Here is a 21,124-nt window from a genome sequence, read left to right as displayed (position 1 = left end):
CCATATGGGAGAGGGGAGCCAGCGCCTTATCCTGCGCCCGGATCGTTTCAAGACAGACCGGCCGATTCCATCCGATGGACGCAAAGCCGTCGGAAGCCGGTGTCGGGCGCCGCCGAAGTCCCGGCCCTACCTAAGAAAACCCCTCGCCACGGTGCATCGCCTCCACCCGCGGCGTGAACCGCCCGTCCGGTCCGTGCAGCACCAGGGCCGGCGCCAGGGTGAACGGCGCCCGGCTTCCGCGCACGCCCGAGACCAGCACCCGGATCGCCGTCGCCTCTGCCCGCGGCTGGACCGGGACGACCTGGAGCGCGCCGAACCGGCCCGCCATCGCGTCGAGGCAGGCGGGCAGCGCATCGGCGCGGTGGATCAGCACCAGCCGGCCGCCGGGGCGCAGCAGGTCGGCGGCGGTGCGCAGCCAGGCCTCCAGCCCGCCGGGCTCGGAGAAGCCGTGCGCCGCGGCGCGGGCCGCCACCGGCGAGGCGCGGTGGCGGCCGGGCTCGAAGAAGGGCGGGTTGGTGAGGAGAAGGTCGACCGAATCGGGCAGGAGGCCGGCGGCCCGCCGGGCGCGCCCCGGCGCCGTCACGTCGGCCTCGACCACCCGGACCCGGTCGGCGAGCCCGTTCTCCTCGGCGTTGAGGCGGGCGAGGCGAGCGGCCTCCGGATCGCGCTCGACCAGGGCTACCCGCACCTCCGGGCAGGCCTGCGCGACCGCGAGCCCGACCGCGCCGGTCCCGGCGCCGAGGTCGCACACGCTCTCCCCGCCCGCCGCGCCGGCGCTCGCGGCGAGCAGCACCGCGTCGGTCCCGGCCCGGTGGGCGCCGCGGGCCGGCTGGCGCAGGGAGAGCCGGCCGCCGAGCCAGGATTCGGGGTCAGAGGCGGGGCGCATCGCGCAGCTCGTGGGCGAGGCCGGCATCGGTGAGGATGCGCCGGGCCTGGCGGGCATGGTCCTCCGGCACCAGCAGCCGGCGTGGGAAGGCGCCGATCATCCCCTCCATCACGCTGATGTGGTTGTCGGCCACCAGGACCGGGATCGCGGCGCCGCTGAGAAGGGACTCCGCGAAGCCGATCAGGACGAGGTCGTTGGTGCGGATCAGCTCGATCATGGTGCGGCACGCGGTCCCTGCTCGGATCGCGGCGGCCATACCACACCTCTGCGCCGGTTGCGCCGCATCCCCAGGCCGGCGCCCCCGCTCCAGGGCCTTGCGGCAGCTTGCGTGTTGCCGCCGGGGGCGCTCGCGTGCCAAAGGGGGCGGGAGTAGATCAGGAGCCCCGCGGTTCGGGGCGACTCCGAGGAGATCGCGCGGGCGTGGGCGTCGTACTTCCCCTTCAGGACAGACCCTCCGATCCGGAGGCCAGCCTCGACGCCCTGGTGGGCCTGGTGGCGGGCGGGATGGAGCGCGTCAACGCGATGATCCTGTCGCGCACCGGCTCCGACGTGACGATGATCCCGGAGGTCGCCAACCATCTGATCTCCTCCGGCGGCAAGCGCCTGCGCCCGATCCTGACCCTCGCGACGGCCTCCCTGGCCGGGTACGATCCGGCCGGCGACGGGGACGTGAAGCTCGCCGCCAGCGTCGAGTTCATGCACACCGCGACGCTGCTCCACGACGACGTCGTCGACGAGAGCGACATGCGCCGCGGCAAGGTGGCGGCGCGGATCAAGTGGGGCAACGAGGCCAGCGTCCTCGTCGGCGACTTCCTGCTCGGGCAGGCCTTCAAGATGATGGTCGAGGTGGGCTCCCTGCGCGCCCTCGACATCCTGTCCTCGGCCGCTTCGGTGATCGCGGAGGGCGAGGTGATGCAGCTCACCGCCGCCCGCAGCACCGAGACCAGCGAGGACGAATACCTCGCGGTGATCCGCGCGAAGACCGCCGAATTGTTCGCCGCCGCCTGCGAGGTCGGTCCCGTCCTGGCCCAGCGCCCGAAGGCCGAGATCGCCGCCTGCCGCAGCTACGGCATGAATCTCGGCATCGCCTTCCAGCTCGTCGACGACGCCCTCGATTACGGCGGCACCAGCGCCGATCTCGGCAAGAATGTCGGCGACGATTTTCGCGAGGGCAAGATCACCCTGCCGGTGGTGCTGTCGTTCCGCCGCGGCAACGACGAGGAGCGGGCGTTCTGGCGCCGCACCCTGGAGCGCCAGGAGATCGAGGAGCCCCGCGACCTCGACGACGCCATCGCGATCATGCGCGGCCACCGCGCCCTCGAGGACACGATCGAGCGCGCCCGCCATTACGGCGCCATGGCCAAGGACGCGTTGGCCTTGTTCCCGCACTCGCCGATGAAGCAGGCGCTGCTGGAAGCGGTGGATTTCTGCATCGCCCGGGCGCGCTGAGCAGGCCAGGCCGCACGATCCGCGACAGAGCAAGGTGTGCGATCATGACCCCCCCTTTGCGGGGGAGGGTTCATTCTCTCGGCCGTCGCTCATGCTCCCGCACCTGCACGGCCTCCTGTGCGGCCCCGGGATGTCGCCGACGGATCGGGGGGCTCAGCGCAAAAGCGTCGCCCGCACCCACCAGCCCGGCTGCGCCGCCGCGATCGCCCGCGCCGCCCGGGCCGCCGTCGCGCGGTGGCCGAACAGCCCGTATACCGTGGCGCCCGATCCCGACATCCGGGCGAGGCGGCAATCCGCCTGTTCGCGCAAGGAGGCGAGGGTGTCGCCGATCACCGGCGCGACCGTGAGGGCAGGAGCCTCGAGGTCGTTGCGGGCCGGTGCGATGCGGGCGATCAGGGCGTCGAGGCCGTCCGTCCCGGCGATCTCCGGATGGATGTCCGCGGCACGGGGATGCGCCTCGCCGACCTTGAGGCCCAGCGCCCGGAAGACCGGTGCGGTCTCGACCGGCACGCCGGGATTGATCAGCACCGCCGGCAGCGGCGGCAGGGCGAGGGCTGAGCCCACGGCCTCTCCGGCGCCGCGCATCATCCGGGCCCGCGGATCGAGGCAGACCGGCACGTCGGCGCCGGTGCGGCGCGCCGCCGCCATCAGGGCTGGGTGATCGGGGGCAAGGCCGTTGAGGCGTCCCAGGAGCCTCAGGGCCGCCGCGGCGTCGGACGACCCGCCGCCGATCCCCGCCGCCACCGGCAGGCGCTTCACCAGCCGGAACCGCCCGACCGCGAGCCCGGGCACCTCGGCGGCGAGGTGACGGGCGGCCCGCATCACTAGGTTGTCGTCGGTCGGGCCCGCCGGGCCGGCGGTCGGGCCGGTCACCGCGAGGTCGAGGGCCGGCCCGGGTTCGAGGGTCAGGAGGTCTGCCGCGTTCGATCCCGCGAACGCCACCAGGCTCTCCAGGGCGTGGTAGCCGTCGCCGGGGCGGCGGCCCAGGACGTGCAGGGTCAGGTTGATCTTGGCGGGCGCGCGGGTGGCGAGGGCAGGCACGTCGTCGTCTCTCGAACGGGCAAGTCTTCGAACTGGTAAGTCTTCGAACAGGCAAGTCTTCGAACAGGCAAGTCGTCAAACGGTCAAGGGGCGCGGTGCCTGTCCGGCACCGCGCCCGCGATCCGTCTCACATCGAGGAGGGAGGACGGCGTCAGCCGCCGCTCTTCGTCTCCGTGCCCATCGCCGGCGGCTCGGTCGGGGCCGGGGCGCCCTTCGGCATCTCGGGCTGCGGCGCGGGCTGGCTCTCGGCGGTGGCGGCGGGCTTCTCCAGCTCCGGCAGCCCGTCCTTCAGCTTCGCCTCGATCTTCGCCAGGTCCTCCGGCTCCGGGTTCAGGTCCTTGGCGTGCTGCCACTGGAACTTGCCCTCGAGCCGCCGGCCGGAGCGCCAATAGGCGTCGCCCAGGTGGTCGTTGATCGTCGGGTCGCCGGGCTTCAGCTCGATCGCCTTCTCCAGCTCCCGCACCGCGTCGTCCCAGCGGCCGAGGCGGTAATAGGCCCAGCCGAGGCTGTCGATGATCATGCCGTCGCGCGGCTGCAGGTCGACCGCCTGCTTGAGCATGCGGAACGCCTCGTCGATGTTCTGGTTCTGGTCGACCCAGGAATAGGCGAGGTAGTTCAGCACCTGGGCGCGGCCGTTCGGCTGCGTCGCCGGCACGAGATCGAGGGCCTTCTTCAGGTCGGCCTCGGCCTTCGTCCACTCCTTGGCGCGCTCGTAGGACGTGCCGCGGAAGTAGTACAGGGTCCAGTAATTGCGCGCCGGCTGGTCGCCGATCAGGTCGATCGCCTTGGTGTAGGTCTGGGCCGACTCGGCGTATTTCTTGCGCGAGCGCTGGACGTTGCCGAGCGCCGAGATCACGTCGACGTCGTTGGGATAGGTCTTGGCGACCTGGTCGAGATGGGCGATCGCCTCGTCGCCCTTGCCCATCTGCTCCAGGTTGAGGCCGATCTGGATGTCGGCGTTGAGCTTGAGCGGCGAGCTCGCCGGCATCCGGGCGAAGACCTCGTTCGCCCGGTCCGGCGCCTTCATCCGCTCCAGCGTGTCGGCCAGCGTCAGCAGCGCCAGGGAATGCTCGGGAGCGAGGTAGAGCGCGAGGCGCAGGTACACCACCGCCGGCAATTCGTCGCCCTGCGAGGTCCCGGCCGAGCCGAGGCCGTAGAGCACCTCGGCGGCGCCTTCCTGGGCCGTGGCGATGAGCGGCGTCAGCGGCTTGCCGGCCTTCAGCTTGTCGAGGGCGTCGCGCACGATCGGGTGGCGCGGCAGGACGTTGTCGAATTCCTGGTAGGCCGCCACCGCGAGGTCGGGCCGGCCGGAATCCGCCTCGAAGCGGCCGTAGGCGTCGACGATGCGCAACGTGTTGCGGTCGGCATCGTAGGCCGATTTCAGCCGGCGCTCGGCCTCGACCTTGTCGCCGACCAGCGCCGCGATCAGGCCCGCGTGATAGTCGCGGAAGACGTTGTAGTAGCGCTCGCCCTTGAGCTTGTTGATGGTCTCGAGCGCCTTCTTGCCTTCGCCGGCCCCGGCATAGGACCATGCGGTCAGCAGCGTCGAGGTCAGGTCGGCGGCGGCGCCCTTGCCGCCGCGCTGCAGGTTCTGGCGCGCCGCGGCGAATTGCTTGGCCTTGATCTTCTGCACGCCCAGCGCGAGCTGGGCGAGGCCGTTGGCCCCGTCCCGGGCCGTCAGCCGCTCGGCGGCGCGGAAGGCTTCGGGCAGCGAGCCGTCGGCGAGCAGAGCCACGAAGGAGCGTTCGAGGAGTTCCGCGTTGCGCGGGTCGCCCTTCACCGCCTCGCGGTAATAGGTAGCCGCCGCCGCCGTGTCGCGGGAGGCGCCGGCGATGTAGGCGGCCAGGAAGTTGCCTTCCAGCGAATCCGCCGGTTCGTAGGATTGCGGGGCCGCAACCTCCCGCACCGGCAGACGCGCCGCGAGGGCCGGCGCCGTCGAAGCGGCGAGGAAGAGGGCCAGCGCGGCGAGCGCGCCACCGCGGCGGGGGGCGGGGATTCGGGTCTTGAGCACCAAACTCGTGGCTCCGTGGTCGCGCCGGCCGCGGCGCCGGCACGCGAAATCGGCGCGACATTGGACCCTGCGCGGGGCAGCGGCAAGACCAAACGGCGGCGGCGATGTGTCGGAGGTCGGCCTTCCGTGCCGCCGGGCGGGCCGGCCGCGCGGGAGCGCAACCGATCGTGTGGCCGCCCGGTTTCCAGGTTGTAAGACCAATTTTTAGCAATCGCCGCGTCAGATGGGCCGGACCGCTCAAGTCTTCCATCAGAGCCGCCGGACATGTCGTTGCGCAGACAAATATTCCTCATCCTGGGCTTGATCGGCTGCTTGCTGGTCGGGCTCGCGGGGTATCAGGCCATGCAGGCCTGGGAGAGGGCCGATATCATGCGGCGCGCGGCGGAGGCTAACCGGGTGACCGACGGGCTCGCCGCCGCCGCGTCGTCGCTGGCGGCCGAGCGCGGCCTGACGAATGGCTGGCTCGCCGGACCGCCGGCGGCCTCCGAGCGCCCGGTTCTGTCACGGCTCCGCGAGGAGGGCGACCGTCGTCTCGGCGCCGCCCTGGCGGCTCTGCGCGCCGACGACGCCGTGTCCCGGGCCGCCGCCGCCCTCGACGAGGCGCGGCGCGATCTCGCGGCCCTGCGCCAGCGGGTCGACCGGGTCCTCGCCGGCACGCCCGATCCTGATCTCGCCGCGGCGTGGTTCCCGGCCGCCACCGGCGTGATCGCCCGCGAGCAGGCCCTGTTCGACGCGGTGCGGGCCGGCATCGCCGGCGCGGTGCCGGGCGCGCTCCATCACGGCCTCGACATCAAGCGGGCCTTGTGGGACGCGAGCGAGTTCGCGGGGCGCGAGCGCGGGCGGCTCAATGCCGTCATCGCCGGGCGTCAGGCCCTCGCCGTCGACCAGGTCCGCACCATGGCGTCCCTCGCCGGCCGGGTCGAGGCGGCCCTGGCCCAGGCCGGCGCCTCCGCGGCCGCCCTCGGGGCGGGGTTCCGCGATGCGCTGGCGGCCTCCACCCGCCGGCTCGAGGCGTTCGAGCCAACCCGCGCAGCGGTGCTGCGGGCCGGGGCCGCCCGCGACTCCTATCCGGTCGCGGCCGAGGAGTGGTTCCGACAGGCGAGCGAGGTCATCGCCGGCATCGCCGATGCGAGGGCTGCTGCCACCGCCTCCCTCGCGGCGATCGTGGCGGACGAGGGCCGGGCGAGCGAGGCGTGGCTCGTCGTCTCCCTGGTGATCCTCGCCGGGGCTTGCGCGGCGGTCGGCGGCGGGGCGTTCCTGCTGGTGCGCGGCGTGACCGGGCCGCTCGCCCGGATGATCGAGGCGATGCGCCGCCTCACCGCCGGCGACCTCGCGGTGGCGGTGCCGGTCGCCTCGTCCCGCAGCGAGATCGGCGCGATGGCCTCTGCCATGGGGCAGCTGCGCGACGGCCTCGCCCGCACGGCGGCCCTGGAGCAAGAGACGGCGCTCGCCCGCGCCGGAGCCGAGGCGCAGCGCCGGGCGGCGCTCCGCGACCTCGCCGACCGGTTCGAGACCTCGGTCGGCGGCGTGCTCGCCGCGGTGACCGCCGCCGCCGCCGAGATGGAGGCCACCGCCCGCGGCATGAGCGAGATCGCCGGCCGCACGGCGGACCAGAGCGCCGGCGTCGCGGCCGCCGCCGAGGAGGCGTCCTCGAACGTCGCGACCGTCGCGGCGGCGGCGGGACAGCTCGGCGCCTCGGTGCACGAGATCGGCTCCCGGGTCGGAGCCTCGGCGGAGATGGCCCGGGCCGCGGCGGATGCCGCCGGGGCGACCGCCCGCCTCGTCGAGGACTTGCGCCGGGGGGCGGCGCGGATCGGCGACGTGCTGGCGCTCATCTCGTCGATCGCCGACCAGACCAACCTGCTGGCGCTCAATGCCACGATCGAGGCGGCGCGGGCCGGCAGCGCCGGGCGCGGCTTCGCCGTGGTGGCGGCCGAGGTGAAGGCGCTCGCCGGCCAGACCGGACGCGCCACCGCCGAGATCGCCGACCAGATCGCCCGCATCCAGGGCTCGACCGAGCAGGCCGTCGCGGCGATCGGCGGCATCGCCGGGCGGATCGGCGAGATCGACGCCGCCTCGACCGCCATCGCGGCGGCGGTGGAGGAGCAGGGCGCGGCGACCCAGGAGATCGTTCGCACCATCGCCGAGGCGGCCAAGGGCACCGGTGAGGTGACGGGCAGCGTCGTCCAGGTCGCGGGCGCGGCCGACGAGACCGGGGTGGCGGCGAGCCAGGTCCTGTCGGCGGCAAGCGAGCTGTCGCGCCAGTCGGAGCATCTGCGCGGGGAGGTCGGGCGGTTCGTGACGACGGTCAGGGCGGCGTGAGGATCGATGCGCGAGACGGCGCGCTCCGAGGCTTTTGACATCCGCACGGTCGTCCCGGGTTCTCGGCTTCGTCGAGCCCCGGGACGACGGAGAGAAGTGGGAACCGGCGAGCCGACGATCAGGGCTCGCCAGACCCCTCACATATTCACGTAGTTCGGACCGCCCGGACCTTCCGGCGTCACCCAGTTGATGTTCTGGTTCGGGTCCTTGATGTCGCAGGTCTTGCAGTGGACGCAGTTCTGCGCGTTGATCTGGTAGCGCGGCGCACCGCCCTCCTCGATCCACTCGTAGACGCCGGCCGGGCAGTAGCGGCCGGACGGCCCGCCGAACACGTCGTGCTCGGAGGACTTTTGCAGGCCCATGTCCTTGACCTGGAGGTGGACCGGCTGGTCCTCCTCATGGTTGGTGTTCGACAGGTAGACCGACGAGAGACGGTCGAAGGTCAGCACCCCGTCGGGCTTGGGGTACTTGATCGGCGTCACGTCCTTGAGCGGCTTGGTGCAGGCATAGTCCGGCTTGCCGTGGCTGAGCGTGCCGAACAGCGACAGGCCGGCGAGCTCGTTGAGCCACATGTCGAGGCCGCCCAGGCCCACGCCGATGACCGTGCCGTATTTGGACCAGAGCGGCTTGACGTTGCGCACCCGCTTCAGGTCGTAGCCGATCGGGCTCGCGCGCCAGCCCTCTTCGTAGGAAGTCAGCTCGTCCTGGGCGCGGCCGGCGACGAGCGCCTCGTGGATCGCGCCGGCGGCCTGCATGCCCGACAGCACCGCATTGTGCGAGCCCTTGATGCGGGGCACGTTGACGAAGCCGGCGGAGTCGCCGACGAGGCAGCCGCCCGGGAAGACGAGCTTCGGCACCGATTGCCAGCCGCCCTCCATGATGGCCCGGGCGCCGTAGCCGATGCGCTTGGCGCCCTCGAACACGTCCCGGATCATCGGGTGGGTCTTGAAGCGCTGGAACTCCTCGAACGGCGACAGGGTCGGGTTCTCGTAGTTCAGGTGCGTGACGAACCCGACCGAGACCAGGTGGTCGTCGAAATGGTAGAGCCAGGAGCCGCCGCCGGCCTTGTTCGGCAGCGGCCAGCCCATCGAGTGCTGCACCAGCCCCGGCCGGAACTTCTCGGGCTTGACCTGCCACAGCTCCTTCACGCCGAGACCGTATTTCTGGTGGTCGGAATGCTGGTTGAGGCGGTAGCGGTCGATCAGCTTCTTGGTCAGCGAGCCGCGGGCGCCCTCGCCGAACACCGTGTACTTGGCGCGCAGCTCCATGCCGCGGGTGAAGTCGTCCCGCGCCTCGCCCGAACGGGCGATGCCGAGGTCGCCGGTGGCGATGCCGACCACCGCGCCGGCCTCGTCGTACAGGATCTCCGCGGCCGGGAAGCCCGGATAGATCTCCACGCCCAGTTCCTCCGCCTTGCGGCCGAGATACTTCGTCACGTTGGAGAGCGAACCGACGAAGTTGCCGTGGTTGCTCATCAGCTTCGGGAAGGCGATGTTCGGCAGCGAGACGCCGCCCGCCGGCCCGAGGAACATGAACTCGTCCTTCACGACCTCGGTCTTGAGGGGGCGGTCCGGGTCCTCGCGCCAGTCGGGCACCAGCTTGTCGAGGCCGCTCGGATCGATCACCGCGCCCGACAGGATGTGGGCGCCGACCTCGCTGCCCTTCTCGACCACCACCACCGACACCTCGGTGCCGGCCTCCGCGGCGAGTTGCTTCAGCTGGATGGCGGCAGCCAGCCCGGCCGGGCCCGCTCCGACGATCACCACGTCGAAGTCCATCGCCTCGCGTTCCGGCAGCTCCATCCTGGTCCTCCCCTATCGTCTAATAGTTCACATATAAACGATCTTCGGCCGCCTCAAGCGGTTCCGTCGGCCGGACCGTGCGACGGCGTGTCCCCGGGTGCAAGCGTCCGCCACGCCGTCTCCGGCGCGAGAATGCGTGTGGGCGCCGTGTCGCGCCTGTTGTCCACACCCGGAAGGCACGCCACATCGTACATATGACTCCCGACGCTCCCGACAGCCGCGACCTGCTCTCCTTCCTCGATTTTCACGTCGCGGCGGGCGTCGACGCCGTACTGGACGAGACGCCGCACGATCGCTTCGCCGAGTCGGAGGCGCCGCGCCGCGCCGCGCGGGCGGAGGCCGCGAGCCTCGACGCGCCGCCGCCCCGGGCCGAGACCGAGACCGAGACGGCCCGGGGCGGGCCCCCGCCGCGCCAGGACGCGCCACGCCACCAGGACGCGCCGCGTCAGGAGGTCCCTCGTCAGGAGGCACCCAGCACCTACGGCCGCTCCGCCGCCGCCGCCCCGGGCGAGGCCGCGGGCGACGCGCGGGAACTCGCCGCCACCGCCGCGAGCCTGGAGGAGCTGGAAGCCCTGCTCGCCCGGTTCGAGAGCTGCGCGCTCCGTTTCACCGCCAAGAACCTCGTCTTTGCCGACGGCAACCCGCAGGCCCGCGTGATGTTCGTCGGCGAGGCGCCGGGGGCCGACGAGGACCGGGTCGGCAAGCCGTTCATGGGCCGGTCGGGCCAGCTCCTCGACCGGATGATGGCGGCGGTCGGGCTCGACCGCACCAACGCCTATGTCGGCAACGTCGTGCCCTGGCGCCCGCCGGGCAACCGCAACCCGACCCCCCAGGAGCTCGCGACCTGCAAGCCGTTCATCGAGCGGCAGATCGCACTGGCCGATCCCGACATCCTGGTCTGCCTCGGCGGCGTGGCCACCCAGGCGCTCGCCGGCACCAAGGACGGCATCCTCAAGTCGCGCGGGCGCTGGTTCCCGTATCGCACCGGGCGGCGCGAGATCCGGCTGCTCGCCACCCTGCACCCGGCCTACCTGCTGCGCCAGCCGCTGCAGAAGCGCCTCGCCTGGCGCGACTTCCGGGCCCTGCGGGCCGCCCTCGACGAGGGCGGCGCCTGACCGCCGGCCCGTGCGGCAAAGCGGAACCGTGCCGGCCCTGGTCGATTACCCTTGAGCCTTTCGCCTGCGCCGCGTAGCCGTCGCGGCCAAGGTTCACGGGCCGACGGGTAGCAGACCATGCGCTGGGAAGATTTTCGCACCTCCGACAACGTCGAAGACCGCCGCGGCGAGGGTGGCGGCGGCGGAGGCTTCGGCTTTCCGGGCGGCGGGGCCGGGGGGCTGGGCATCGGCGCCATCGTGATCCTGTGCATCATCGGCTGGGTCACCGGCATCAACCCGTCGATCCTGATCGGCGGCGCCGAGCAGATGACGCGTCCGCGCGCCCCCCAGGAACAAGGACAGCCGCAGCCCGACCGGCGCACCGGCGCCCCCAGCGACCAGACCGGCAAGTTCGCCGCCGCCATCCTCGGCAACACCGAGGACGTGTGGAAGACGGTGCTGCCGAACCAGACCGGGCGCCAATACACCCCGACCACGATGGTGCTGTATACCGGCGGCACCCGAAGCGGTTGCGGCCAGGCCCGGGCCGCGATGGGCCCGTTCTACTGCCCGCTCGACAAGAAGGTCTATCTCGACACCTCCTTCTTCAAGGAGATGGAGCAGAAGTTCCACGTCAAGGGCGACTTCGCCTATGCCTACGTGATCGCCCACGAGGTCGGCCACCACGTCCAGGACGTGCTCGGCATCCTGCCCAAGGTGCAGCAGAAGCAGCAGCAGGTCGGCGAGCGCGAATCGAACGCGCTCTCGGTCCGCGTCGAGCTGATGGCCGACTGCCTCGCCGGCGTCTGGGCCAAGAACTCGAACGACCGCTTCAACGCCCTCGAGCCCGGCGACATCGAGGAGGCGATGCAGGCGGCGAGCGCCATCGGCGACGACAAGCTCCAGAAGCAGAGCCAGGGCTACGTGGTGCCGGATTCCTTCACCCACGGCTCATCGGCCCAGCGCATGCGCTGGTTCCAGACCGGTTACCGCAGCGGCCAGACCCAGTCCTGCGACACCTTCCGGGCCTCGCAGCTCTGATGGCAGGCCTCGACCAGACCCGGCTGGACCTCGCCCGGGACTTCGTGCCGCTCGGGATCGCGGTGCTCACCGTCTCCGACACCCGCACGTCGGCCGACGACCGTTCGGGCGACACGCTCGCCGATCGGCTGACGGGCGCGGGCCACCGCCTCGCCGCCCGGGCGATCGTGCCGGACGAGGTCGAGGCGATCCGCGCCCAGGTGACGGCCTGGGCGGCGGATCCGGGGGTGGACGTCGTCATCACCACCGGCGGCACCGGCTTCACCGGCCGCGACGTGACGCCGGAGGCGCTGGAGCCGCTGTTCGAGAAGCGGATGGACGGCTTCTCCGCCATCTTCCACCGCATCTCCTACGACAAGATCGGCACCTCGACGCTGCAATCGCGCGCCACGGCCGGCGTCGTCCACGCCACCTACGTGTTCGTGCTGCCCGGCTCGCCCGGCGCCTGCCGCGACGCCTGGGACGGCATCCTGGCGGCCCAGCTCGATTACCGGCACCGGCCCTGCAACTTCGTCGAGATCATGCCGCGCCTCGACGAGCACCTGAAGCGCGGGGCCGCTAGCTCCGCAGCAGCGAAGCCCGCAGGGGCCTGACCGGCAGGCGGGCGCGCAACGGCAGGCCCGCCCGCAGGGCTTCCACCCGAACGACGTCGCCGGCCCGAACCCGACGGGTGCCGGTCAGCGTCTCGCGCCGTCCGGCGATCCGCTCCAACAGCGGTGCGTGCAGGCGGCGCAGGCGGCCGACCGCTTCCGCTTGCGTCGTGGCGCCGAAGCGGTCGAGCACCCGGATCCACCCCTCCGCCGGCACGTCGCCGGCCTCCAGGCACAGCATCCAGGGCCGCCGCGCCGGCCCGGCCGCCGCCGCCCACGGGTTGCGCCCGCACGCCACCAGGGCCGCCCCGGTGCTCTCCGCCATGGTGGCGACCTCCGGGTCGTCCGGATGCACCGCCGCGATCACCGCATCGCCCACCACGCCCGCCGCCACGCCGGCCACCAGGGCCGCGAGGGTGTCGGCGAGCGCGTCGATGCGCTCCGGGTCGATCGCACCGGGGAGATGGATGGCAGCCGTGAACATGGTTGCGCCATAGCGGATGGGAAGCGTCCCGTCCTGCCTCGATGGTTGGCATTTTCACGGGCTCTCATGGGCCCTTGTGATTGTTCATGTTTTGTTCCAGTCTCGGCCGCGATCATGCGGAGGCCGGAATGGAAGCGGGATGCGGGCGGGGAGAGGGGCGGCGCCTCGCCGGATCGACCCCGGCGGCGGAGAGCCGCCGCGGACGCGGCGCCACCGCCAACCCGACCGGCCGGTTCGAGGCCGCCGACCGCGAGGCCTTCGCCGACGGCTGGGAGATCGAGGAGGATCTGCCGCCGCTGCGCACCGAGGTGACGCTGGAGCGGGCGCGCAAGCTCATCACCCGCAACGATTCGCCCGATATCGGCTTCGACCGCTCGATCAACCCGTATCGCGGCTGCGAGCATGGCTGCGTCTACTGCTTCGCCCGGCCGAACCACGCCTATGTCGGCCTCTCGCCGGGGCTCGACTTCGAGACCCGGCTCTTCGCCAAGCCCGACGCCGCCGCCCTGCTCGACCGGGAGCTCTCGGCCCGGGGATACACTCCGCGCACCATCGCCCTCGGCACCGCCACCGACCCCTACCAGCCGATCGAGCGGCGCCATCGCCTGACGCGGCAGGTGCTGGAGGTGCTGGCCCGCTTCCGCCACCCGGTCGGCCTCGTCACCAAGTCCGACCTCGTGCTGCGCGACCTCGACGTCCTGGTGCCGATGGCCCGCGACGGGTTGGTGAAGGTCGCGCTCTCGGTCACCACCCTCGACCCCGACCTCGCCCGCCGGATGGAGCCCCGCGCCCCGCGCCCCGAGAAGCGCCTCGCGGCGATCCGGGCGCTGGCCGAAGCCGGCGTGCCCGTGATGGTCCTGGTGGCGCCGCTGATCCCGGGCCTCAACGACCACGAGATCGAAGCCGTGCTCTCCCGCGCCCGCGAGGCCGGGGCGAGCGAGGCCGGCGGCGTCCTCCTGCGCCTGCCGCACGAACTCGCCGACCTCATGCGCGACTGGTTCGCCGAGCATTATCCCGATCGGGCCGGGCGGACCTTCTCGCTGCTCGCCCAAGCCCGGGGCGGCAAGGTCTACGATGCGACCTACGGCCGGCGCTTCACCGGGACGGGGCCCTACGCGGATCTCCTGGACCAGCGGATGCGCGTGGCGATGACGCGGCTGGGTTATCCGGCGGAGAGGGTGCGGTTGCGGACGGACCTGTTCGCGGCGCCGGTGCGGGTGGGTGGGCAATACACTCTGTTCTGAGGGGCGGACCGTGCCGGATGAACATGGATTCCCCCTCTTCCTCGCGAGCGGGGAGAGGAGAGATCCCGCGCCTTTTCGCGGAGCCGAGAATGGCCGGGACTGCCCTGTCACCCATCGACGAGGGCTCCCCGCATTTCCCCGACGGACATCCCTGCTACCCTGCCGCCATGACCGGCGCTCCCCCACCCACCCTCGACACCCCCCGTCTTCACCTCCGCCTCGTCGCCCACGAGGACGCGGCGGCGACCAGCGCCCTGATGAGTCCGGCAGTGAGCCGGTGGCTCGCCTCCTGGCCGCTGCCCTTCACCGTCGCGATGGCACGGGAGCGGATCGCGGCGGCGCGCGCCCTGGCCGAAGCCGGGCAGGCGCTCTCCCTCGCGGTGACCGCCCGGGGCGATGGCGAACTCCTCGGCTGGATCATGCTGCACCGGACCCGCGACGATCCACGGACGGCCAGCCTCGGCTACTGGCTCGGCGAAGCGCATCACCGTCGCGGATACCTGAGCGAGGCGGCCGCGGCCCTGCTGCCGGCCGCCTTCGCGTGGCTCGACCTCGACCGGATCGAGGCGAGCGCCCAGCCGGACAATGCCGGCTCCTTCGCCGTCATGCGGGCGCTCGGCATGACGTTCCGCCGCGAGGACACGGTGCACGCCCCCGCCCGTCGCCGCGACGAGCGCGTGCACGTCTACGGCATCGAGCGCGCCGGCCTCACTCCGCCGTCAGGCACAGCTCGAACGTGATGCAGGCGGCGTTGGCGCCGCGGCGCAGGACGCCTTCGTGGATGCCGCCGTCGACATCCACCACCGCGATGTCGAGATGCGCGACCAACCCACCGTCCGGCCCCGGCCGCACGGTCCCGTCGCGGATCAGCACCTCGCTCGCATCGGTCGGGATCACCCGCCCGTCGGCGAAGGCCGGGCGCACGATGCTGCCGATGCCGCGCACCCGCGCTGCCGCGAGGCCGTGCGCCCGGGCCGCCGCCTCGATCGCCGCGTGGATCTCCTCGTTCGGCTGGATCTTCAGCAGCAGGCAGGCCGGCGCGCCCGCCCCCGGGCCTGCCGGCGTGAACAGCGGGAAGTTCGTCTCGGCATCCGGCTCGACCCGCCAGGCGGCGTCTGCCGTTCCCCAGGCTTCCGCACGGACCGGCGCGGCGACGACCACCTCCACCGGCAGCAGGTGGCCGGCGCGGCGGCGTCCGTCGGCCTCGATCCAGGTGCCGTGGACGTGCAGGAAGGGCGCGCCGTCGCGCTCGCCGAAGGTGATGCTCGCCCGCTCCAGCCGGGTCTCGCCCCCGGGCCGGAAGGTCTCGCTGTAATAGGCGGCGTAACGCGGCTCGGCCGAGAGGGCCGGCATCACGTAGGCGAAGGGCGAGAAGCGCCCGCCCGAGAGATGGACCACGGCACCGCGCATCCCGGCCTCGGCGAGGGGGGCCGCGACGGCGTCGAGGAGCGTGCGCCCCGGCGCGAGGTCGAGGGTGCGGTGGATCAGGTCGCCGCCGGCGGCGAGCCAGCGTTCCACCCGCGGGGGGCCCGGCTGCGCCAGGGTGGCGAGGGGCGGCGTCCCGGTCCGCATCGGCGACGCGCTCACCCGCGTGCCCCCGATCCCTGCACCCTCTCGCCGAGGAGGCCGGCGGCTTCCAGCTCCTCCCGCACCATCTTCTTGGTGATCTTGCCGTAGCCGGATTTCGGCAGCGACTCGCGCAGGATGACCCGGCGGGGTAGCTTGTAGCGGGCGACCTTGTCGAACAGGAACGTCATCACGTCCTCCTCGGACAGAGCCATGCCCTCACGCGGCACGCAGACCGCGATGCCGATCTCGCCCCAGGTCGGGTCGGGCACGCCGAGCACCGCGGTCTCGGCCACCGCCGGATGCGCCAGGATCTTCTCCTCGATCTCGCGCGGGTAGATGTTCGAGCCGCCGGAGATGTACATGTCGGAGGCGCGGCCGGTGATATAGAGAAAGCGCTCGGCGTCGAGGGTGCCGAGGTCGCCGGTGCGGAACCAGCCGTCCCGGAACGCGTCGGCATTGGCCTTCGGGTTCTCCCAGTAGCCGGCGAAGACCGCCGGGCCGCAGACGCAGATCTCGCCGGTCTCGCCCGGCCCGACCTCGCGGCCCTCCGGGTCCTGGATCTGCACCTGCATGCCCGTCCGCTCGAAGCCGCAGGTGCCGATCTTCACCTGAGGTCCGTCCTCCGCCTCGTGGAGGGCGGGGGGCAGCACCGTGATGTTGCCGGTGACCTCGCCGAGGCCGAAATACTGGACGATCACCTTGCCCAGCGTGCGCAACGCCCGCTTCTGGTCCTCCCGGTACATCGGCGCGCCGGCATAGATGATATGGCGCAGGGACGAATGGTCGTTGGCGTCGACCGCCGGATGCTCGACCATCATCTTCAGGATGGTCGGCACCGTGAACATGTTGGTGATGCGGTGGCGCGCGACCAGCCCCCAGACTTCCGCCGCGTCGAACCGCTCGGACGCCGGCAGGACCGAGGTCACGGCGCGGGCGACCTGCGCCACCGCGTGCACCCCGGCCCCGTGCGAGAGCGGCGCCACCACCAGCGAGGCGTCGGTCTCCGCGCTCGTGCCCGGCATCAGGTCGCAGAGATGGTTGGTGATGACGAAGGCCATCTGGCCGTGGGTCAGCACCGCGGCCTTCGGCTTGCCGGTGGTGCCGGAGGTGTAGAAGAACCAGCACGGATCGTCGTGCTCGACCGCGACGTTCGCGGCCGGCTTGCCCTCGCCCTCGGCGAGCAGGTCCTCGTAGGCCTCGCCCTCGGCCGGGCCCTCGCCGATGACGACGACGTGGCGCAGGGACGGGCAGGCGGCGCGCACGGCGGCGACGTGGTCGGGGTAATCGGCGTGACACAGGAAGGCGGTCGCGCCCGACTGCCCGGCGAGATAGGCGACATCGTCGGGCATCAGCCGGAAGTTCGTCGGCACGAACACCGCGCCGAGCCGGAACGCCGCGTACATGATCTCCAGGATGGCGTTGCCGTTGCGGGCATGAACCAGCAGGCGGTCCCCTTTTCGCACCCCGCGCGCCGTGAGCGCATGCGCGAGCGCGGAGACGCGGGCGTCGAAGGCGGCCCAACTCCAGCGCCGCTCGCCCCAGAGAAGGGCCGGTCGGTCCGGATGGCGGGCGGCGGCCTGGGTGAGGGCATGGGCGAGGTTCATCACCCGGCGCGACATGGGCGTCATCGCGAGTGTCATCGGGCGCTCTTCCGGCTCTGGGTGCTCACGCGTCGTCCTCCCTGGCGGCGCCGGCCGTTCGGCCCGTGCGCGTCGGGGGGAGCTTACGACGGTCCGGGCGCCGAGCGGAAGCGCGGGATGCGCATGGACCGTGTCACGAGGCGCGCGACTTGAAGCTGAGGCGGTGGTGCCGTGTGAGGCCCTGCCCCGCCATCGCGGCCCGGTGCGCGGCGGTGCCGTAGCCGACATTGCGCTCCCAGGCATAGGCCGGGTGGCGCAAGGACAGCGCCCGCATCAGCCGGTCGCGCACCACCTTGGCGACGATCGAGCTGGCGGCGATCTGCGGCACCAGCCGGTCGCCGCCGACCAGCGCCCGGCAGGGCAGGGGCAGCCCGGGTGGCACGTCGCGCCCGTCCACCGCCACGTCCGCCGTGATGCCGAGCCGCCCGACCGCCCGGCGCATCGCGTCGAGGGTGGCGGCGCGCACGTTGATCCGGTCGATCAGGTCGCGCGAGGCGCCGGCGAGCGCGACGCGGGCGGCGGCCCGGATCCGCGGCGCCAGGCGCTCGCGGGTCGCGGCGTCGAGGCGCTTGCTGTCGTCGAGGGCCTCGAGCAGGTCCGGGGGCAGGGCGGCGGGATCGAAATGCACCGCCGCCACGATCACCGGGCCGCACAGGGCCCCGCGGCCGACCTCGTCGCAGCCGATGACGACGGGATAGCGGGCGGCGTGGCGGGCTTCGAACGGGCGCATCGGGCGGGTCTGCCCCGATTCCGGTCCCGAAATCCATCCCCTGCAATCGGTGAAGTTTCCTTCCGGGTCCCGCGGCGCGATGATCGCCCCTGAAGGCCGAGCCGGACCTGCCGGATCGGGAGAGGGGCCCTCGTGCGACGATGATGCGCCGGGCCGTGGCACGCGGCGTGCCGCTCCCGCTCGTCCGGGCCCGCCCGGCTCAGGCTTCAGCCGCAGGAGGTACGCCGCCCATGAAGGTCGCCCTCGCCGTTGCCGCCCTCTCCTTCGTCCAGCCCATCCATTCCTGGTACCCCTACGAATGCTGCTCGGATCAGGATTGCGAGCCGATCTCCGACGCCGTCGAGGTGCCGGGCGGCTACCGGACGCACGGGATCTTCGTGCCGCTGGACAAGGTGCGGCCGAGCCAGGACGGGCGCTACCACTGGTGTCACCGCGGCGGCATCGTATTCTGCTTCTTCGCGCCGCTGGCGGGCTGATGGCCGCCTGCAAGGCCCCTTGATAGCCCCTTGGCGGATGGCGCCCGGGCTGGCACCAGGAGCGGCCGGGCGCGTTCCGAAACACCGAGCCCGCCACCAGAGGAGGATGCATGACCACGCCGCCGCGGCAGAACCCTTTCCTGGCGCTCGCCCTCCCGGTCGCGCTTCTGGCCGGGGCCCTGGTGATCGGTTTCTCGACGCTCGACCACATCCGGGTCGCCCGGACCCGGGCGCTCGCGGCGCAGATGTGGATGCAGCCGTAACCACCGGTTCAAAAAAGGACCGCGCTCCACGGGGAGGCGGCCCTGAAGTGGTTTGGGTCTCGAAACCTCGGAGGTGGCCCGGACCGCCGGCCTCCCGGAGGCTGGGGGGCTGGGTACCGGAGCGACCGGCGGGACGGGCCATGAGGTCGGTCCCTTCATGCGCGCGCATCAAGGCCGGCGCGCGGCGCGATTGTGGCATTTTGTGGGCGAGCCCGCCCTTTCCCGTGAGTTTCCGTTTCGTGTCGAGACGATAACCGGGCGCTGTCGCTCCGGCGCAACCCTTGCGAGGCCGTATTCCGGATCCCATCATGGTCCGACCGGCCCTTCGCCGGCTCACTGCGCCGCCGTGGCGCGAATCACCCCGACAATCAGGGTGACCCCGCAGGGCCACCCCCGACGGACAGGAGGAGCGATGAGCGAGGGAGAGACGACCGAGAGCTGGAGCGCCGGCACCGGGGCCCACGTGGTGCCCTTCCCGCGCGCCGCACCGCAGGTGTCATTCCATCGCGACGAGCTGCGCGTCATCCTGAACCTCTACGGCCGCATGGTCGCGGACGGCGAGTGGCGGGACTACACGATCGACTTCACCCGCGAGAAGGCCGTGTTCTCCATCCACCGCCGTACCTCCGAGCGGCCGCTCTACCGCATCGAGAAGGATCCCCGCCTCGCCCGCCGCCAGGGCGCCTACGCGGTGATCGCCGAGACCGGCCGCATCCTGAAGCGCGGGCACGATCTCGCGCAGGTGCTGCGGGTGCTGGAAAAGCCGCTCCGGGTGGTGTGAGAGCGGCGTTCGCGGGAGCGCCGCTTCCGAACCCTCCCCTGCGGGGGAGGGTGCCCGGCGGAGTCGGGCGGGCGCGGGACGACGTGTCCGGAAACGGCTCGCGCCCGATGACGGCGCCGCGTCCGCGGGAAGGGTTCGGGCGTGGCGCAAACCTCCCCTTAACGCTCCCGCCCATCCCCCCGTCCTTCACGCCCCGGCAAGCATCTTTGCCAACCGGAACGACAGGTTTCCCGGCGGATTATCGCTTGGCTGAAAAGGTCACGCTCGAGGACCGCAGGGATGCACAAGCAGAGTGGATGGGCCGCGGCGGCGTTCGTCGCGGCGATGCTGGCGGCCGGACCGGCCGCTGCGCGGGAGCTGGTCGCGTTCGACGCGGCGGCGGCGGAGGCCGGCACGGTGGTGGTGCGCACCGCCGAGCGGCGGCTGTACTTCGTGAACGGCGACGGGACGGCGATCCGCTATCCCGTGGCGGTCGGCAAGGCCGGCAAGCAATGGACGGGCTATGCCCGCATCGACGGCAAGTACCTGCGGCCGGCCTGGTCGCCGCCCGACGAGGTGAAGCGGGACAATCCCCGCCTGCCGGACGTGATCGCCGGCGGCTCGCCGAGCAACCCGATGGGCATCGCGGCGCTGACCCTCGACCGGGGCGAGTACGCGATCCACGGCACCAACCGGCCGGGCTCGATCGGCACCTTCGCGTCCTATGGGTGCATCCGGATGTACAACCAGGACGTGGCCGATCTCTACGGCCGCGTCCAGGTCGGGACCACCGTGGTGGTGACGCGCTGACGAGGCCGTCGGGCTCGACCCCCGGTCTCACCACACGACCAAACCCTCCGCGTCGTTCCGCAGCCGCGAGAGCGGAGCCCGGAACGACGCGGAGGATCACGGATCCGGCCGTCGAGGCAGTGCGTCGAGGAACGTTCCTCAGCGCAACGTCGCCGCGATCGCCCGCTGGATCCCGCGGATGTCGGCCCCGCGCTTCAGCGTACGGGTGATCGGGTCGGGCCGGCCCGAGACCCAGATCGACAATTCCGAATCAAGGTCGAAGCTGCCGGCATTCTCGATCGAGAACGAGGTGATCGCCCGGTAGGGCACGGTCAGGTACGACACCTTGCGGCCGGTCACGCCCTGCTTGTCGACCAGGATCATCCGCCGGTCGGTGAAGACCATCAGGTCGCGGATCACCCGGAACGCCACCTGCACGGTCTCGCCCGGAACCAGCATCCCGTCGAGTTCCTGGGCCACCGCCTCCGGTGCCGCGTCGCTGCCATGGCCGAGCAGGCCGTCGAGCAACCCCATCGAACGCCTCCTCAGAAGTCGGTCGCCAGACCCTTCACTTCCCAATCGTCGTAGCGCACCGGCTCGAGACCGCCGCGCCCGTTGATCTCGCGCTCGTGCCGGATCTCCTCGGCCCGGGCGTCGATCTCCGCCCGGCGCGCCTCGGCCTCGGCGAGGGCGCGCTGCGCCGCCGGCGTCAGGGCCTTACGGGCCGGAGTCTCATGGGCCGGAGTCTCATGGGCAGGGGGCTCATGGTGAGGGGCCTCGCTCTCGCTCATCGATCGACTCTCGCTGCCTCGTCCGTCGCGGCGCTTGCATCTCGGGCGGCCGGATGCCACCCCGGCGCAGGGGCCGCCGATCCCTTCGAGGTGGAGGGCGCGGGCGGCAGCGTCAAGGTCGGGCCCGGTGGCGGGCCCATCA

General features: G+C 72.3%; 22 protein-coding genes. 11 read left to right on the top strand and 11 right to left on the bottom strand.

All coding sequences use genetic code 11. The features are described 5' to 3' along the window. Positions 1-130 precede the first annotated feature (130 nt). Complete coding sequence (locus G4G93_RS14190; RefSeq protein ID WP_165085036.1) at positions 131-886, bottom strand: tRNA1(Val) (adenine(37)-N6)-methyltransferase; 756 nt, start codon at positions 884-886, stop codon at positions 131-133. Then, positions 870-1,103, bottom strand: a complete 234-nt coding sequence (locus G4G93_RS14185) for a DUF2007 domain-containing protein (protein ID WP_165085095.1) — start codon at positions 1,101-1,103, stop codon at positions 870-872. The genes G4G93_RS14190 and G4G93_RS14185 overlap by 17 nt, the downstream gene beginning before the upstream one ends. A gap of 203 nt (positions 1,104-1,306) precedes the next feature. Here G4G93_RS14185 and G4G93_RS14180 point away from each other — a divergent pair, with 203 nt between their 5' ends. After that, positions 1,307-2,335 (top strand): polyprenyl synthetase family protein, encoded by a 1,029-nt coding sequence (locus tag G4G93_RS14180; RefSeq protein ID WP_165085035.1) that lies wholly within the window; start codon positions 1,307-1,309, stop codon positions 2,333-2,335. Between the two features lie 153 nt (positions 2,336-2,488). Here the strand turns inward: G4G93_RS14180 and G4G93_RS14175 are convergent, their stop codons facing one another. Next, positions 2,489-3,376 (bottom strand): 4-(cytidine 5'-diphospho)-2-C-methyl-D-erythritol kinase, encoded by an 888-nt coding sequence (locus G4G93_RS14175; protein WP_165085034.1) that lies wholly within the window; start codon positions 3,374-3,376, stop codon positions 2,489-2,491. Between the two features lie 151 nt (positions 3,377-3,527). Next, complete coding sequence (locus G4G93_RS14170; RefSeq protein ID WP_312891981.1) at positions 3,528-5,387, bottom strand: tetratricopeptide repeat protein; 1,860 nt, start codon at positions 5,385-5,387, stop codon at positions 3,528-3,530. Between the two features lie 264 nt (positions 5,388-5,651). Here G4G93_RS14170 and G4G93_RS35950 point away from each other — a divergent pair, with 264 nt between their 5' ends. Next, a complete protein-coding gene (locus tag G4G93_RS35950) occupies positions 5,652-7,709 on the top strand; it encodes a methyl-accepting chemotaxis protein (RefSeq protein WP_246736760.1) in 2,058 nt (685 codons plus the stop codon). A gap of 137 nt (positions 7,710-7,846) precedes the next feature. Here G4G93_RS35950 and G4G93_RS14160 read toward each other — a convergent pair whose 3' ends face one another. After that, a complete protein-coding gene (locus G4G93_RS14160; RefSeq protein ID WP_165085033.1) occupies positions 7,847-9,511 on the bottom strand; it encodes an electron transfer flavoprotein-ubiquinone oxidoreductase in 1,665 nt (554 codons plus the stop codon). Between the two features lie 194 nt (positions 9,512-9,705). Here G4G93_RS14160 and G4G93_RS14155 point away from each other — a divergent pair, with 194 nt between their 5' ends. The 3 genes from G4G93_RS14155 to moaB all read left to right on the top strand — a co-directional run bounded on the left by G4G93_RS14155 (position 9,706) and on the right by moaB (position 12,239). Further along, positions 9,706-10,626, top strand: a complete 921-nt coding sequence (locus G4G93_RS14155) for a uracil-DNA glycosylase family protein (RefSeq protein ID WP_165085032.1) — start codon at positions 9,706-9,708, stop codon at positions 10,624-10,626. A gap of 117 nt (positions 10,627-10,743) precedes the next feature. Beyond that, a complete protein-coding gene (locus tag G4G93_RS14150; protein ID WP_165085031.1) occupies positions 10,744-11,646 on the top strand; it encodes a neutral zinc metallopeptidase in 903 nt (300 codons plus the stop codon). After that, complete coding sequence (gene moaB, locus G4G93_RS14145; protein ID WP_165085030.1) at positions 11,646-12,239, top strand: molybdenum cofactor biosynthesis protein B; 594 nt, start codon at positions 11,646-11,648, stop codon at positions 12,237-12,239. Before G4G93_RS14150 ends, moaB begins: the two co-directional genes overlap by 1 nt. On the opposite strand, the gene G4G93_RS14140 is transcribed toward moaB, so the two are convergent. Then, entirely contained in the window at positions 12,205-12,720 is a 516-nt protein-coding gene (locus tag G4G93_RS14140) for a hypothetical protein (RefSeq protein WP_165085029.1), read from the bottom strand. The two genes, moaB and G4G93_RS14140, sit on opposite strands and share 35 nt — an antisense overlap. Positions 12,721-12,848: 128 nt before the next feature. Between G4G93_RS14140 and G4G93_RS14135 the strand changes: the two genes are divergently transcribed. Both G4G93_RS14135 and G4G93_RS14130 read left to right on the top strand, forming a co-directional pair. Continuing rightward, positions 12,849-13,964 (top strand): PA0069 family radical SAM protein, encoded by a 1,116-nt coding sequence (locus G4G93_RS14135; protein WP_165085028.1) that lies wholly within the window; start codon positions 12,849-12,851, stop codon positions 13,962-13,964. Between the two features lie 89 nt (positions 13,965-14,053). Further along, complete coding sequence (locus G4G93_RS14130; RefSeq protein WP_165085027.1) at positions 14,054-14,704, top strand: GNAT family N-acetyltransferase; 651 nt, start codon at positions 14,054-14,056, stop codon at positions 14,702-14,704. On the opposite strand, the gene G4G93_RS14125 is transcribed toward G4G93_RS14130, so the two are convergent. From G4G93_RS14125 to G4G93_RS14115, 3 genes are all read right to left on the bottom strand, one after another. Beyond that, positions 14,673-15,551, bottom strand: coding sequence for a PCC domain-containing protein (locus G4G93_RS14125; RefSeq protein ID WP_312891980.1), 879 nt, complete (start codon positions 15,549-15,551; stop codon positions 14,673-14,675). The genes G4G93_RS14130 and G4G93_RS14125 overlap by 32 nt on opposite strands. After that, positions 15,548-17,161, bottom strand: a complete 1,614-nt coding sequence (locus G4G93_RS14120; RefSeq protein WP_246736778.1) for an acyl-CoA synthetase — start codon at positions 17,159-17,161, stop codon at positions 15,548-15,550. The genes G4G93_RS14125 and G4G93_RS14120 overlap by 4 nt, the downstream gene beginning before the upstream one ends. Before the next feature lie 145 nt (positions 17,162-17,306). Beyond that, entirely contained in the window at positions 17,307-17,903 is a 597-nt protein-coding gene (locus G4G93_RS14115) for a ribonuclease HII (protein ID WP_165085025.1), read from the bottom strand. A gap of 230 nt (positions 17,904-18,133) precedes the next feature. On the opposite strand from G4G93_RS14115, the gene G4G93_RS14110 reads away from it, so the two are divergent. From G4G93_RS14110 to G4G93_RS14095, 4 genes are all read left to right on the top strand, one after another. Beyond that, a complete protein-coding gene (locus G4G93_RS14110; RefSeq protein ID WP_165085024.1) occupies positions 18,134-18,379 on the top strand; it encodes a hypothetical protein in 246 nt (81 codons plus the stop codon). Between the two features lie 110 nt (positions 18,380-18,489). After that, positions 18,490-18,642, top strand: a complete 153-nt coding sequence (locus G4G93_RS14105; RefSeq protein WP_165084846.1) for a hypothetical protein — start codon at positions 18,490-18,492, stop codon at positions 18,640-18,642. A gap of 412 nt (positions 18,643-19,054) precedes the next feature. Further along, complete coding sequence (locus G4G93_RS14100; protein WP_165085023.1) at positions 19,055-19,423, top strand: DUF2794 domain-containing protein; 369 nt, start codon at positions 19,055-19,057, stop codon at positions 19,421-19,423. 279 nt (positions 19,424-19,702) lie between these two features. Then, entirely contained in the window at positions 19,703-20,212 is a 510-nt protein-coding gene (locus G4G93_RS14095) for a L,D-transpeptidase (RefSeq protein WP_165085022.1), read from the top strand. 138 nt (positions 20,213-20,350) lie between these two features. On the opposite strand, the gene G4G93_RS14090 is transcribed toward G4G93_RS14095, so the two are convergent. Next, entirely contained in the window at positions 20,351-20,725 is a 375-nt protein-coding gene (locus G4G93_RS14090) for a PH domain-containing protein (protein WP_165085021.1), read from the bottom strand. A gap of 11 nt (positions 20,726-20,736) precedes the next feature. Then, on the bottom strand, positions 20,737-20,982 hold the full coding sequence (locus G4G93_RS14085; RefSeq protein WP_165085020.1) for a DUF1674 domain-containing protein: 246 nt from the start codon (positions 20,980-20,982) through the stop codon (positions 20,737-20,739). Positions 20,983-21,124 lie beyond the last annotated feature (142 nt).

Source organism: Methylobacterium sp. DB0501, assembly GCF_011043735.1.
GTDB classification, from domain to species: domain Bacteria; phylum Pseudomonadota; class Alphaproteobacteria; order Rhizobiales; family Beijerinckiaceae; genus Methylobacterium; species Methylobacterium alsaeris.
This window is presented reverse-complemented; position numbering and strand designations above follow the sequence as displayed.